Source organism: Williamsia muralis, assembly GCF_002735905.1.
In the GTDB taxonomy this organism is placed as follows: Bacteria; Actinomycetota; Actinomycetes; order Mycobacteriales; family Mycobacteriaceae; genus Williamsia; species Williamsia muralis_A.
The window spans coordinates 266,501-279,906 of sequence record NZ_PEBD01000008.1 but is presented as its reverse complement, the minus strand read 5'-3'; the positions used below and the strand labels follow the sequence as shown (position 1 = coordinate 279,906).

Annotated in this window: 16 protein-coding genes; 5 read left to right on the top strand and 11 right to left on the bottom strand. The window is 64.2% G+C overall.

Features of this window, described 5'->3' with window-relative positions:
• The first annotated feature begins 11 nt into the window (after positions 1 to 11).
• Positions 12 to 1,262: an acyl-CoA dehydrogenase family protein gene (locus tag CSW57_RS10290; RefSeq protein WP_099382700.1), complete on the top strand. Its 1,251-nt coding sequence runs from the start codon at positions 12 to 14 to the stop codon at positions 1,260 to 1,262.
• A gap of 18 nt (positions 1,263 to 1,280) precedes the next feature.
• Here CSW57_RS10290 and CSW57_RS10285 read toward each other — a convergent pair whose 3' ends face one another.
• From CSW57_RS10285 to CSW57_RS10275, 3 genes are all read right to left on the bottom strand, one after another.
• Positions 1,281 to 1,577, bottom strand: coding sequence for a hypothetical protein (locus CSW57_RS10285; protein WP_099382699.1), 297 nt, complete (start codon positions 1,575 to 1,577; stop codon positions 1,281 to 1,283).
• 125 nt (positions 1,578 to 1,702) lie between these two features.
• Positions 1,703 to 2,578: an LLM class flavin-dependent oxidoreductase gene (locus CSW57_RS10280; protein ID WP_099382698.1), complete on the bottom strand. Its 876-nt coding sequence runs from the start codon at positions 2,576 to 2,578 to the stop codon at positions 1,703 to 1,705.
• 54 nt (positions 2,579 to 2,632) lie between these two features.
• Positions 2,633 to 3,652 (bottom strand): aldo/keto reductase, encoded by a 1,020-nt coding sequence (locus tag CSW57_RS10275; RefSeq protein WP_099383295.1) that lies wholly within the window; start codon positions 3,650 to 3,652, stop codon positions 2,633 to 2,635.
• Between the two features lie 234 nt (positions 3,653 to 3,886).
• Here CSW57_RS10275 and CSW57_RS10270 point away from each other — a divergent pair, with 234 nt between their 5' ends.
• From CSW57_RS10270 to CSW57_RS10260, 3 genes are read left to right on the top strand one after another with little or no spacing between them, the layout of a single operon-like run.
• A complete protein-coding gene (locus tag CSW57_RS10270) occupies positions 3,887 to 4,399 on the top strand; it encodes a TetR/AcrR family transcriptional regulator (RefSeq protein ID WP_223249247.1) in 513 nt (170 codons plus the stop codon).
• A gap of 41 nt (positions 4,400 to 4,440) precedes the next feature.
• Complete coding sequence (locus CSW57_RS10265) at positions 4,441 to 4,959, top strand: SRPBCC family protein (RefSeq protein ID WP_099382696.1); 519 nt, start codon at positions 4,441 to 4,443, stop codon at positions 4,957 to 4,959.
• Positions 4,960 to 4,990: 31 nt separating this feature from the next.
• Positions 4,991 to 5,530, top strand: coding sequence for a hypothetical protein (locus CSW57_RS10260; RefSeq protein WP_099382695.1), 540 nt, complete (start codon positions 4,991 to 4,993; stop codon positions 5,528 to 5,530).
• A gap of 71 nt (positions 5,531 to 5,601) precedes the next feature.
• On the opposite strand, the gene katG is transcribed toward CSW57_RS10260, so the two are convergent.
• From katG to CSW57_RS10240, 4 genes are all read right to left on the bottom strand, one after another.
• Entirely contained in the window at positions 5,602 to 7,827 is a 2,226-nt protein-coding gene (katG, locus tag CSW57_RS10255; RefSeq protein WP_099382694.1) for a catalase/peroxidase HPI, read from the bottom strand.
• Positions 7,828 to 7,876: 49 nt separating this feature from the next.
• On the bottom strand, positions 7,877 to 8,308 hold the full coding sequence (locus tag CSW57_RS10250; RefSeq protein WP_062797441.1) for a Fur family transcriptional regulator: 432 nt from the start codon (positions 8,306 to 8,308) through the stop codon (positions 7,877 to 7,879).
• 79 nt (positions 8,309 to 8,387) lie between these two features.
• On the bottom strand, positions 8,388 to 8,813 hold the full coding sequence (locus tag CSW57_RS10245; RefSeq protein ID WP_099382693.1) for an SRPBCC domain-containing protein: 426 nt from the start codon (positions 8,811 to 8,813) through the stop codon (positions 8,388 to 8,390).
• Positions 8,810 to 9,199 (bottom strand): RidA family protein, encoded by a 390-nt coding sequence (locus CSW57_RS10240; RefSeq protein WP_223249169.1) that lies wholly within the window; start codon positions 9,197 to 9,199, stop codon positions 8,810 to 8,812. Before CSW57_RS10240 ends, CSW57_RS10245 begins: the two co-directional genes overlap by 4 nt.
• A 78-nt stretch (positions 9,200 to 9,277) precedes the next feature.
• Between CSW57_RS10240 and CSW57_RS10235 the strand changes: the two genes are divergently transcribed.
• Positions 9,278 to 10,267 (top strand): helix-turn-helix transcriptional regulator, encoded by a 990-nt coding sequence (locus CSW57_RS10235; RefSeq protein WP_099382692.1) that lies wholly within the window; start codon positions 9,278 to 9,280, stop codon positions 10,265 to 10,267.
• On the opposite strand, the gene CSW57_RS10230 is transcribed toward CSW57_RS10235, so the two are convergent.
• The 4 genes from CSW57_RS10230 to CSW57_RS10215 all read right to left on the bottom strand — a co-directional run bounded on the left by CSW57_RS10230 (position 10,223) and on the right by CSW57_RS10215 (position 13,260).
• On the bottom strand, positions 10,223 to 10,582 hold the full coding sequence (locus tag CSW57_RS10230; RefSeq protein WP_099382691.1) for a thiocyanate hydrolase: 360 nt from the start codon (positions 10,580 to 10,582) through the stop codon (positions 10,223 to 10,225). The two genes, CSW57_RS10235 and CSW57_RS10230, sit on opposite strands and share 45 nt — an antisense overlap.
• Before the next feature lies 1 nt (position 10,583).
• Positions 10,584 to 11,309 (bottom strand): thiocyanate hydrolase subunit gamma, encoded by a 726-nt coding sequence (gene scnC / locus CSW57_RS10225; protein WP_099382690.1) that lies wholly within the window; start codon positions 11,307 to 11,309, stop codon positions 10,584 to 10,586.
• Between the two features lie 16 nt (positions 11,310 to 11,325).
• A complete protein-coding gene (locus CSW57_RS10220) occupies positions 11,326 to 12,162 on the bottom strand; it encodes an SH3-like domain-containing protein (protein WP_099382689.1) in 837 nt (278 codons plus the stop codon).
• A gap of 174 nt (positions 12,163 to 12,336) precedes the next feature.
• Complete coding sequence (locus tag CSW57_RS10215) at positions 12,337 to 13,260, bottom strand: RNA polymerase sigma-70 factor (RefSeq protein WP_099383293.1); 924 nt, start codon at positions 13,258 to 13,260, stop codon at positions 12,337 to 12,339.
• Between the last annotated feature and the right edge of the window lie 146 nt (positions 13,261 to 13,406).

Sequence of the window (13,406 nt, the reverse complement as noted above, 5' to 3'; positions counted from 1 at the left end):
AAAGGACCAAGATGACAACCACTCTCGACGCGGTGCCCCCACTGGCTGACTTCCAGGCGGAGGTGCGTCGTTGGCTGGCGTCCATCGTGGACCCGCGGCCGGCGCCGACTCCGACAGACCAACCCGACCTCGCGGTGTTCCGTAACCTGTCCGACGAAGACGAACTCAAATTGCTCGATGCCGTCCGAGCGTATCGCCGACAGCGTTTCGATGCCGGCTACGGTGCGGTCACACTTGCCGTCGAGCACGGAGGCCGCGGACTGCCTGCCTCTTTCGCATCGGCCATCGCACAGGCCGAGCGCGAGTTCGACGTCCCACCGTCCACTGAATTGATCAGCGTCACCACAGGTTTGGTGGGACCGGCGGTCGCGATGTTCGGCACCGACGAGCAACGGGCTGCATACGCGAACCCACTACTGCGTACGGACCTGCTGGCATGTCAGCTGTTCAGTGAGCCTGGCGCGGGCTCGGATCTGGCCGCTCTGAGTTGTCGAGGTGTTCGCGAGGGCGACGACTGGATCTTCAACGGCCAGAAAGTTTGGTCGTCGGGTGCCAGATTCGCCGATCTGGGCATGCTGCTGGCGAGAACAGACCCTGATGCACCAAAACACAAGGGGATCACCGCGTTCCTGATCCCGCTCGACGCAGAGGGCGTCGACATCCGGCCGATCCGGCAGATGAGTGGTGGGGCATCGTTCAACGAGGTGTTTCTCCAGAACGTGCGGGTATCGGACAGTATGCGATTGGGCGAGGTGGGCCAGGGTTGGAAGGTCGCGAGCGCCACACTCGCATTCGAGCGCACGGCCTCGGGATCGGTGACCCGCAAGAAGGGCGGCTCAGTCGCCGAACTCGTGACTTTGGCACGCTCACTGGGCCTGGCAGATGACCCGCTCGTCAGGCAGGACCTGGCCGACGCCTATATCCGTTCCGAACTCCGGGCCGCGACCGCCGACCGCGTCGCTCGTGCCGCTGCGGCTGGACGCTCGCCCGGCCCAGCTGCGTCGGTGGGCAAACTGATGGCCTCCGATGTGCTCGGATGCATCGGCGAGATCGCCGCAGACCTGCTGGGCAACAACATCACTGCAGCCGTGGACCCTGATCAGTTCGCCTGGACGGAGCATCTCCTGGGCAGCCCCGGCTATCGGTTGGCGGGTGGCACCGACCAGATTCAACGCAACATCATCGGCGAGCGGGTACTCGGCCTTCCGCCTGAACCGCGTGAAGACCGCGACAAGCCGTGGTCGCAGCGCGACAGGCGCTGACCGGCTGACGCACCGCAGCTACGACAGTTCCTGGCCCGGACGAGGTACGTCGGCCTCCCAGCGTGCACGTCGTTCGTCGTCCGTCTGTTCCCACCACGGTGTACCGCGTTCGCCGAGAGCCACTTTCGTGGCCTGGACACCCGCTCGTGACTCCGGTGCGCCGCCGGTCCGTTTCACCTCTCGGCGCCAGGCCATCAGTATCGAGCGCAGCTCGGCGCTTCGATCTTCTGGAATCGCGGGATCCGTGGCGCGCCAGCGGCGACCGCCCACCACGATGTAGCGACCGTCGTCGGTGTGTTCGACTTCCTTGGCCATGTGGTCCAGGCTGCCACAGAGCAGGCTGGGGACCCAGACCCTCCGATTACAGTGAGTTCCTCCGGTTGCAGTCGAGGGATGTGGCCCAAGTCGGAGGACGTGGGCTGACTTCAGGCTCAGACCGTCTAGTTGGCGAACGTGCCGATGAGTTCGTCGGCCACCCATCGGGCCACTCTGTCCGGGTAGGGGGCGGGCAAACCCAGCACGATGTGACCGAACCCGGCATCGGACACCTGGCCGATCGCGTCCCGGGTGCGCTCCGGCTCGTCGTAGGAGACCGGCACATGGATCGACCGAGTGATCGAAGCAGGATCGCGACCGATTTCGGCGCTGTAGCGGTCGAGCAATGCACTGCGCGCGATGACGTCGTCGATGTCGCCGCCGGGAATGTTCCAGATGTCTGCGTGCTCGGCCACGATGCGCAGCACTGCGGCCGAACGCCCGGCGATCAACAGCGGCGGATGTTGACGCTGAACAGGTTTCGGATTCTGCAACGCCCCTGTCAGCTGCACATTCTCGCCGTCGAAGTCGAACGGCGAGTCCTCGGTCCACAGTCGCTTGATCACCACGCAGGCTTCCGCAAGACTCCCGACCGCATGAGCGACGTCGTGGAACGGCAACCCATGCGCGGGGTATTCACGTCGAGCTTCCGGCGGGTTCGGCCGCGAGCCCGCTCCGATTCCGAAGTCCAACCGCCCGTCGGAGATGATGTCGACGGTCGTGGCGATCTTCGCGAGCATCGCTGGTGGCCGGAAGCGGTTGCTCGTGACCAACAGGCCGAGGCGTAGGCGCTCGGTCTGCGCGGCGAGAGCCGAAAGTAGCGTCCAGCCTTCGAAGATCGGCCCGTTGGGGTCGCCGCCGATCGGCATGAGGTGGTCGAACAGCCAGGCGTGCTCGATCTCGGGGATCGCGTCCGCTTCGAGCCAGACGCGTAGGACGTCGCGATAGTCGACTTGTTGTTGCGCGGTGAGGATTCCGAAACTGGGCGCAGATGTGAGCATTAATCGTCCTTTGAGTGCTTGTGGCAGACCTGAGAAGTCGGCCCGATCGGTGGGTCAGCGACGTCGCAATGACGGGTCGAGGAGGGAAGGAGGGGTGTCCACTTTCTCGTCCGGGGCGATATCTGTCCCGGGGGAGACGATCTCGTCGATGGCGTCGAGGATGTCTGACGAGAGCACCGTGTCGGCGGCCGCAGTCTGGGAATGCAGATGTTGCAGTGTGCGGGGGCCGATGATGGCACTGGTCACGCCAGGGTGAGCGGTGACGAAGCCGAGCGCGAGTTGGATCATCGTCAGGCCCGCCTGGTCGGCGACACCCGCCAACTGCTCCACTGCCTCCATCTTGGCGCGGTTCACCGGGATCGTGGTGTCGAACCGGGCCGGCATCAGACCAGAACGGCTGGTTGCGATCTCACGACCTTCGCGGATCGCGCCAGACAGCCAACCCGACGCCAGTGGGCTCCACGCCAGAACGCCCAGTCCGTACTCCTGCGTGACCGGCAACACGTGGGCCTCGATGCCGCGCTGCAGAATCGAATAGCTCGGCTGTTCGGTCACGTACCGACTCAGGTGGCGTTCACCGGCTGTCCACTGCGCCTGGACGATGCGATAAGCGGGGAAGGTCGAGGAGCCGAAATAGCGGATCTTGCCCGCCCGCTGGAGGTCGGTGAGGGTCGACAGCGTCTCCTCGTCGCTGGTGGTCGGGTCCCACCGGTGGATCTGGTACAGATCGACGTGGTCCACCCCGAGCCGGTGAAGGCTGTTGTCGAGCTCCATTGTGAGCCAACGGCGCGAACTGCCTTGATGATTCCGTTCTTCGCCCATCGGCATGTTTGCCTTCGTCGCCAGGATGAGGTCGTCGCGGCGACCGGAGATCGCGCGGCCGACCATCTCTTCGGACTCTCCCTGGCCATACATGTCGGCTGTGTCGATGACATTGATCCCAGCGTCGAGAGCGGCATCGACGATGGCGATCGCTTCCTCTTGAGTGGTGCGACCGATGGCGCCGAAGTTCATCGCTCCGAGCGCCAACGTGCTGACCTGGACGCCGGTACGACCCAGGGTGCGGTACTTCATGGTGTCTCCTCTGACGGTGTGACGCGAGAGCTTGTGCGGCTCTGACATACTGAACAAAGCGGAACAACGTTCCGTAAAGAACGATACGGAACAATGTTCCGTTTGCCAAGTGGGAGGGCCGAGAGCTCCGTGGTGAAGAAGCAGACGTCTGCGGCACAGGACGGTCAGGGTGGAACGAAGAGCGAGGGCTCGCCACCTCGGAAGCGGTCAGATGCACGACGGAACGAGAAGACGTTGCTCGATGCAGCGGCTGCCGCGTTCGTCACTTCTGGAGTCGAGGTGCCCGTGCGCGCCATAGCCGCGATGGCGGGGGTCGGCGTCGGCACGATCTATCGTCACTTTCCCACGCGAGCGGACCTCATCGTTGCCGTCTACCGGCATCAGGTCGAGGAGTGCGCGCAGGCCGGGCCGGCGCTCCTGACGTCCGTGACGTCCCCGCACGCCGCGCTGACCCAGTGGATCAATTTGTTTGTCGATTTCCTGGTGACAAAGCACGGTTTGGCCGAGGCCCTGCAGTCGGACGACGTCAGGTTCCAGACCTTGCACGGCTATTTCCTCGATCGGCTCGTGCCCGTATGTGCATCTTTGCTCGAAGCCGGCGCGGCAGCCGGCGAAACCCGTTCAGACGTAGCCGCATTGGAGTTGATGAGGGGCGTCGGCAACTTGTGCATCGGATCGGGTGACACCTCGACCTACGATGCAAGACGCATGGTCGGACTGCTCATGGATGGGCTGCGCGTTCGGTGAGCGCGGGGCGCAGGCTGCGGGCTTGCCACTACTGTCGGAACATGCCCACAACGAAGCGAGTTCTCCAGGTTTCCGACAGCATCGATATCGCTGCGGACCCAGCCCGTCTGTACGCGATGGTCAGTGACCCGACTCGCATGGGCGAGTGGAGTCCAGAGAACCTCGGAGCTACTGTCGTGAACCCGGCGGCCGACGGCGCGGCGTTTGTCGGGATGGTGTTCGACGGTCGCAACAGGCGTGGGCGCACCAAGTGGGTCACCCGTTGCACGGTGACCGCAGCCGAGCCCGGTGCGCACTTCGCATTTCGGGTCCATGCGATCGGACCGAAGACCCCACGCCTCAAAGGTGCAAATGCGTCCTGGGAGTACCGGTTCGCAGCCACCGAGGACGGTCGCACCCGAGTCACCGAGACCTGGTTCGACGACCGGATCAAGTGGCCCGATGCGGTGGCAGGAGTCTTCGACCGAATTGTCACCCGCGGCAAGACATTCCCGGAGTTCCAGCGCCAGAACATCGCGAAAACGCTTGAAGCACTGCGCACAGCTGTGGAAAGTCGGTAGAGCGGACGTTCGGTGATGTAAGACTGTGGCAATGAATCGGTATCGCGTGTTCTCACTGACCCGCATCACCGGCCATGTCTCCTGGTGGGTGTTCGTGGTGGTGACACTGTTCGCAGGCGGCATCACCTGGACCGGGGCCAGCGAGTACCTCGGCCCCGCGTCCGGCACGGGCTGGTCGGGAAATCGGCAGGCCTACAGCGAGATCAAAGCTCCGGTCGCCATCGCCAACTTCACCGGCACGTCGTCTTTCGACGCCAACCCCTGGCCCGGCTCAGGAGCCGATCCGTGGACCCAGCTCGAGGTGTTGTCGGTGATTGCGTTCGCAGTGGTGATCATCGCGGCTGTGATCGAGGCGGTGTCATCACGTCAGGTGGTGCCGGGGATCGTGACAGTTGCGGCGCCGTGCGTTGCCTTCGGGTTGCTGCTGTTGGCGACTCCCGGCGTCCTCGACAGTGTTCGGTTCGGGACGATGCAGACGCTGGGTGTGGTGCTGGTCGCGGTGGCGGTGAGGGAAGTGTGGGCTCGCCGGTTCGCCCCGCGGCCGGAGGTCGGGGCTTCAGACACGCCATGACGAACGGCGATGCCGGCCCCGTGAACGGGACCGGCATCGACGTGATCTGTTCTGTCAGTTGATCAAAACGATCACTTCAGGTCGAAGCGATCATTGTTCATGACCTTCACCCATGCGGCGACGAAGTCGCTGACGAACTTGTCCTTGGCGTCGTCCTGCGCGTAGACCTCCACGAGCGCACGCAGCTGGGAGTGCGATCCGAACACCAGATCGACATCTGTCGCGGTCCACTTGGGAGCACCCGTAGACCGATCGGTGCCCTGGTAGACGCCGGCATCGGAGTCCGATGCCTTCCACTCGGTGCCGATGTCGAGCAGGTTGACGAAGAAGTCGTTCGTCAGTGTGCCCGGGCGGTCGGTGAAGACGCCGTGCTTGGTCCCGCCATGGTTGGCACCCAAGGCGCGCAGACCACCGACAAGAGCGGTCAGCTCCGGTGCGGTCACGTCCAGCATGTAGGCGCGATCAAGCAGCAGCACCTCCGCCGGTGTCTTCTCGCCGGTGCGAACGAAGTTACGGAATCCGTCGGCCCGCAGTTCGAGCACCTTGAACGACTCCGCATCGGTCTCCTCCTGCGAGGCATCCGTGCGGCCCGGGGTGAACGGCACCGTGACGCCGTGGCCGGCATCCTGGGCAGCCTTCTCCACGGCAGCGGATCCGGCGAGCACGATCAGGTCGGCCAGCGAGATCTTCTTGCCACCCGAGCCGTTGAAGTCCTGCTGGATCTGCTCGAGAACCGTGAGCACCTTTGCCAACTCGGCAGGCTCGTTGGCCTCCCAGTTCTTCTGTGGCTCAAGGCGAATACGTGCACCGTTCGCACCACCACGCATGTCGGTGCTGCGGTAGCTGCTGGCCGACGACCATGCAGTGTTGACCAGCTGGGCAACGGACAGACCGGACTCGAGCACTTTGCTCTTGAGCGAGGCGATGTCCTGGTCATCAACCAGTTCGTGGTCGACTGCCGGAACCGGGTCCTGCCACAGCTGTGCCTCGGGGACCCAAGGGCCCAGGAAGCGGGTGACGGGTCCCATGTCGCGGTGCAGGAGCTTGTACCAAGCCTTGGCGAAGGCCTCGGCGAGCTGCTCGGGGTGGTCCAGCCAACGGCGGGTGATCTCGCCGTAGATGGGGTCCTCACGCAGGGCGACGTCGGTGACCAGCATGGTGGGGGCGCGGCCCGGTCCGTCGAACGGATCGGGGATGGTGCCCGCTCCGGCACCGTCCTTGGCGACGAACTGCCATGCGCCGGCGGGGCTCTTCGTCAGTTCCCACTCGAAGCCGTAGAGGTTCTGCAGGAACCCGTTGCCCCACTGGGTGGGGGTGGAGGTCCATACGACCTCGAGGCCGCTGGTGACGGTGTCCTCGGCCTTGCCCTTGCCGTAGCCGTTCTTCCAGCCCAGACCCTGCTGCTCCTTCGGTGCGCCTTCGGGCTCGGGACCGATCTTGTCGGCGCTGTGGGCGCCGTGGGTCTTGCCGAAGCTGTGTCCACCGATGATCAGCGCAGCGGTTTCCTCGTCGTTCATGGCCATGCGGCCGAACGTCTCGCGGATGTCCTTGGCTGCCGCGATGGGGTCGGGCTTGCCTTCTGGCCCTTCGGGATTGACGTAGATCAGGCCCATGGTGGTGGCGCCGAGCTGCTCGTTCAGCTCACGTTCGCCCTCGTAACGCTTGTCGGTGCCCAGCCATTCGTCCTCAGGACCCCAGAACACCTCTTCGGGCTCCCAGATGTCTGCCCGGCCGAACGCGAAACCGAAGGTCTGGAAACCCATCGACTCGAGTGCGCAGTTGCCGGCGAAGACCAGGAGATCGGCCCACGAGATCTTGCTGCCGTACTTCTGCTTGACCGGCCACAGCAGCCGGCGGGCCTTGTCGAGGTTTGCGTTGTCGGGCCAGCTGTTGAGCGGGGCGAAACGCTGTGCGCCCTGACCGCCGCCACCGCGGCCGTCGAACACGCGGTAGGTGCCTGCCGAGTGCCAGCTCATGCGGATGAACAGGCCGCCGTAGTGGCCGTAGTCGGCCGGCCACCAGTCCTGCGACGTGGTCATCAGGTCGATGACATCGGCCTTGAGTGCCTCCACGTCGAGCTTCGCGAACTCAGCTGCGTAGTCGAAGTCCTCGCCCAGCGGGTTCGACTTCGATGTGTGTGCGTGCAGGATCGACAGGTCGATCTGTTCCGGCCACCAGTCCTTGTTGGTGAGCGGGGCATGCCCCTTGGGCTTCGGCGACGGGATCGCCGGGTTCTCGCTCTCACTGGTGGTAGCGGTTCCGGCGTCTGAATGGGGCGGGCGACTATCGGAGGTCACTGCGTTCCTTTCGCGGTTAGGTTGATCGGGCTGTGATCACGGGCTGTGATCAAACTCTGGTCGCGTCGGCACAATCGGGGCACAGACCCCAATAGGTGACCTCGGCTTCGTCGAGCAGGAATCCGTGCGAGTCCGAAGCGCTGAGACACGGCGCTTCTCCGACCGCGCAGTCGGCATCGGCGATCACGCCGCACGCGCGGCACACCACGTGGTGGTGGTTGTCGCCGACCCTGGATTCGTACCGTGCGACGTGGCCGGCCGGTTGTATCCGGCGCACGAGCCGTGCAGTTGTCAAAGCGCCCAGCACGTCGTAGACGGCTTGGCGCGAGACGGAGGGCAGCACTGCGCGCACGAGACCGAAAACGGTGTCGGTGTCGGCGTGCGGATGACTGTCCACGGCTTCCAGAACGGCCACCCTGGGTTGGGTGACGCGGAGATCTGCGGCGCGTAGCCGTTCCGCGTTGTCCGGTGTGGTGGCCATGGTGACCACGATAAGCAAGTGTCGGCCCGATGGGAAGGTTTTTCTGGAATCAGTCAAAAAAAGATTTTTCTCGAAGGGGTCAGGCGTCGAGGGCGTCCAGTGCCGCGACAACAGAGGCCATGACAGCCCGCCAGTGGGTGCGCTGTTGTTCTCGCTCGCGTGCATCGAGCAGGCGCTCCTGGTGGAAGCGGATCATCGTCTTCCCTGGTCCGCCGACCCTCACCGCGAGCTGCACGGTGCTGTCGTGGTCCCAGTGGGGTGGCCGCCACGTCAGTCGGATCCGGTCATGCCGGTGGAAAGTCCTTGTCTGGCCGACGATTCCGTCTTCGGTCTGGTATGCCCGACCCTTTTCGTCCAGCACCGACACCCCGTGCCCGAGCCACAGTGCTGTCCCCTCAGGCGATGTGAGGAAATCCCAGACCACATCGAGCGGACAATCCACCGTCTTCGAGACGCCGATCTGCCATCCCGCGTCCTTGGTGTGACCGGTCTCGCGCGAGCTCATCGCATGACGGCGGCGATCGCGGACAGCTCGACGAGCGCGCCGGGGACCGCCAGCGACGCGACCATCGCCGCCGCGATCAAGGGCGGATCGCCTGTCGGGTCGAGAGCTTGTGCGGCAACGGCATAACCCGCGGTGAGGTCGATGCCGTCGACGGCGAACAGCGTCATGCTCACCACATCCGACATCGTCGCCCCGGCGGCGGCCAACGCGGTCTGCAGGTTCTTCATCACCTGTGCGGTCTGGGCTCCGACGTCGTCGCCACCGACAATTGCCCCAGTGGCATCGACCGCGTTCTGGCCGCCGACGTAGATCGTGGTCGCGCCAGGCGGGACAACCGCAACGTGACTGAACGCTGGGCTGCGTACCAGCCCCTCGGGTCTGAGCAATGTGATTGTGTCTATGGAGGTGAAGCTAGACCAATACCCTGCCAAGAACTGTCAGGGTTTGACATCATCATCAACGTAATGTCCACACCGACTGGTCGTCGCCTGCAGATGCTGGCAATCTTGCAATCGAACCCTGGTATCAGCGCGGGCCGGCTCGCCGATCGCCTCGACGTCACCGAGCGCACGGCGCGACGTGATGTGGAACATCTCCGAGATCTGGGCTATCGGATCGACGCCGAACCTGGCCGTTTCGGGGGGTACACGCTCGCCGCCGGATCGATGACTCCACCTCTCGTCCTCGACGCCGACGAGGCACTGGCGGTCGCCCTCGGGCTGCATGGCTCGGTGGGGGTCGGGGGATTGGCCCCCGCCGCGGTCACCGCACTCGCGAAGTTGACCGAGACCATCCCGTCGCGTCTGCGCGGGCGGTTCGAGGCGGTGGCGGCAGCCGAAGCGCTCGAGGGCGGCGAGATGGTGTCTGCAGACGCGGGTGTGCTTGTCACCTTGGCGCTTGCGTGCCGTTCAGCGGAGGCCGTCCGCTTCCGGCATCGCCGACGCTCAGATCACCGTGGTGAGGCACGCGATGTCCAGCCGCTGAGTCTTGTTCGCGCAAGCGGGCGGTGGTACCTGGTGGGCAACGAGCGCGGATCGCAACAGTGGCTGACCTACGCACTCGACCGGATCAGCGATGTGAGGCCGCTGGGGACCCGGTTCACGGCGCCGCCCCCGCCTCCCGATGCCGCGGCCTTTGTAGCAGACACCTTTGCTCACGGATGGCGGCACAGTATTCGGGTGCGGCTGTACATGGCGGGCGACGAAGCCAGGCGGATCGTCCGTCCGGTCGTCGGCTCGATCACCGACGACGGCGACGATTGCATCTTGACGCTTGGTGCCGATGACCTCGATTGGGCTGCGCGCTGGCTGATCTACCAGAACTTCGACTTCGATGTGCTGGAGCCGACAGCACTGAACGACAGGTTGCATTCGCTCGGAACCTGGATCGCGAACCGGTACCGCGAGTCGTCAGGCCTCGAGTCGGGCACGGACGGCGGAGAGCCGCTGACGTAGCTCGGCCTCGTCGATCACGCCACGATCCAGGAGGGAGTGCGCAAGCGAGATCAGCTGGCTCTCGGGGTAGGGAACATCCGCATAGATCGTCGACGACAACCGGTCTTCGTCATCCCGGCGGTCGGTGACGCTCGGAGCTTGTGTCGACGAGGTTCGATCGAGCGCGTCGCAGACGCCATCGAGGCTGGTCTTCCACGGCGGTACCGGGTTCTCGACGCCGTATTTTTGCGCCATCGTCGGCCACATCTGCCCCCGTTCGACGATCTCGGCGAGCGGTGCGTAGTCGCTTCTGTGTCCGGAAGTGTTGTCGCCCATGTCAATTGTCCTGTGCGGGGTGGATGGCGGCTCGTGTCTTGGTGATGACATTGGTGGTCACGCCGGGTTTCGGCAGCGCCACCCCGATGAGGCTGTCGCGGGTGATGATCTCGGCGAGCTCGTCTTCGCTCCAGCCCTCGGTGCCAGGCGGTTGCATGGGCATCACCATGAAGCGGTGCTTTTGATTCGAATCTTGCACCCGCACAGCAACATCGTCGGGAAGGTAGAGGCCGAATTCGGCGAGTACCTGACGGGGCCACCGAACCATGCGGCGCCGGTAATTGGGGGTGCGGTACCACTCCGGCGAGTTGCCGAGGATGGGTCGCGGATAGCAGGAGCACAGCGCGCAGACGATGACGTTGTGAACGGTGGGGGTGTCTTCCAGAATGGAGAAGGCGGTGAAATCGCTGGGGGTTCCGAAGCCGGTGGGTTCGAGCCAATCGACACCGACTTCCTTGCTTGCCGCCATCGGTTCACTCAGGGCGAGTTGTTTGAACTCGGGATCGAGCCAGGCGCGAGCAACGAGGCGCGCCGCGGGCGTCGGCCCGATCTGCTCCGCGAACTCGGTGAACAGCCGGTGCTCTTCTGCGGTGAAAAGCCCTTTCTCGATGCAGAGTTCGCGCAACGCGATCTCGAGCACCTCGAAATCGGTCACCTCGTCGACCATCGGGGCGACAGTCCGCTCGTGGTCATGGTCGTGGTCGTGGTTGTGGTTGTGCTCGGTCATTCCCCCTGCCCTTCCCCTACGCCGATGCAAGCCAACGTTGCGGTATCTCGGTGCGCAGGATGTCATCTGGTGTGCCGGTATAGCCCTCCCACAGCTCCGCCATCTCGAACCCGACGACGTAGAACCACTCCGGTTTCGCGTCCTCGCGACCCCATGTCTCGTCTTCGGGTGCGGGACTCTCGTAGGCGACGGATTCGATCCGTCCATGGGCTCCGCGCACGTACTCGGGTGTGCGGGTGTAGAGCAGCACCGGTAGTTCGCGGACGAGGACGCGATCACCAACTGCGAACGCGGGCTCACCGGCCTTTCCCGCGTAGATCTGCGGATCCCCGATTCCCACCGCGTGCCGATGATGGGTGTTGCGTGAGACGCCGGACCCGTCGCCCTCGTGGCGCGGTGTGGCCTCGAGTCTGTTGCCGGACAGCCCGTCCGGGTAGCGGTTCTGGACTTCCAACATTCGCTCGGCGAGTTCTCCGAGCCCGATGTGGTGCTTCTCCACAAGTATCCGCGCAACGGCGTAAAGCCAACGGCCGTAATACGGTATCCCGAGGTACACCGCTCGGCCGACGTCGACGTTGCCGATGCGCCGACGTTCTTCGGACAGCCAGATTCCCCGCCACGCGAGAACCTCGCACATCACGTATGTCATGTGCTCCCAGTACTCGTACGCCTTGTTCTCGTACTTCAACGGCGCATCGGGTTCGCCGCCGACGTCGTGAACGGGCTTCATGTACGCGACAAACCGTTTGTGGTCGAGAAGGTCGGGTGTCGGTGCGTCAGGGAGTTCGGGATATGACGACTGCAGTCGGGCGATCAGGTCGAGTTGCTCTGCGCGTTCTTGTGAGGTGCTCATACGCCCTCCTCAGGAGTCGCACCTTCGGCGTGTTCGAGCAGTGAATGTACTCCGCGTTCTTATCCGGCGAATCGGAATTCGGAAAGTTCGGTGGGGAACGGGTTGCGAGTATCAGATGATGCGGAAACCTCGGCGCCGCCGTTGAGATACGTAATTCGTTGTCCTCGAACGTGATCACCGATCAAGTGAGACCTCTTGGGCAAGACGGGAGAGCTTTTCGGGATTGCGCACGACGTAGAGACCAGTGATCTTGCCCTCGTCGAACCTGAACGACACCGCATTGTCGATCTGGCCATCGATGCTGACGATGAGAGCGGGGGAGCCGTTGATCAGGACTCGCTCGGTGGACACCGAGCCCTCGATTCGTGGCAGGCCGACGGCGAGGAGTCGTGCCACGCGGTCGGACCCGACGATGGGGCGCACAACGGCCTTCTTGACTCCGCCTCCGTCGCCGAGGAGAACCACATCAGGTGCGAGGAGATCGACCAGCTCTTGCAGATCACCCGTTTCGACGGCGTGCTGAAAGGCTTGCAGGGCAACCCGCGATTCGTCAGGACTCACAGTGCCTCGCGGTCGGCGAGCGGCAACATGAGCGCGGGCTCGGTGAGCAATCTGTCTGACGGCGGCGGAGGTCTTGTCGACGGCGATCGCGATCTCGTCATACGGGAGGTCGAACACCTCCCGCAATACGAACACCGCCCTCTCGGTGGGTGCGAGAGTCTCCATCACGAGCAGCATCGCCATCGACACGCTCTCGGCCAGCTCGACGTCATCCGCAACATCGGGTGCTGTCAGCAGTGGTTCCGGCAGCCATGGGCCGACATAGGACTCACGTCGACGTCCCAGCGTTCGCAATCGTGAGAGTGCCTGGTGGGTGGCGATTGTGACCAGATACGCGCGCTCGTTGCGGACGTCGTCGAGGTCGACTGCCGCCCAGCGCATCCAGGTCTCCTGCAACGCATCCTCGGCGTCGGCAGCAGAACCGAGGATCTCGTAGGCAATCGTGAACAGCAGATTGCGATGAGCGAGGAACACGTCGGTCGCGGCATCAGAATGTCCGCCGGGGGCGTCGGCTGCGGTCAGGGGCTCGTCGGTCATCGGTGCCTTCCTTGCGTTGGTCGCTTGTTCCCATGAGACGCCCGTGTCGGCGAATGTGTGACACCTGGCTGGGGGTGTCACAACCGGAGGCTCGCCGACATCTCGTGGTTGTCGCATTCCGCGACAGACACCATCTCAAGTGAGGA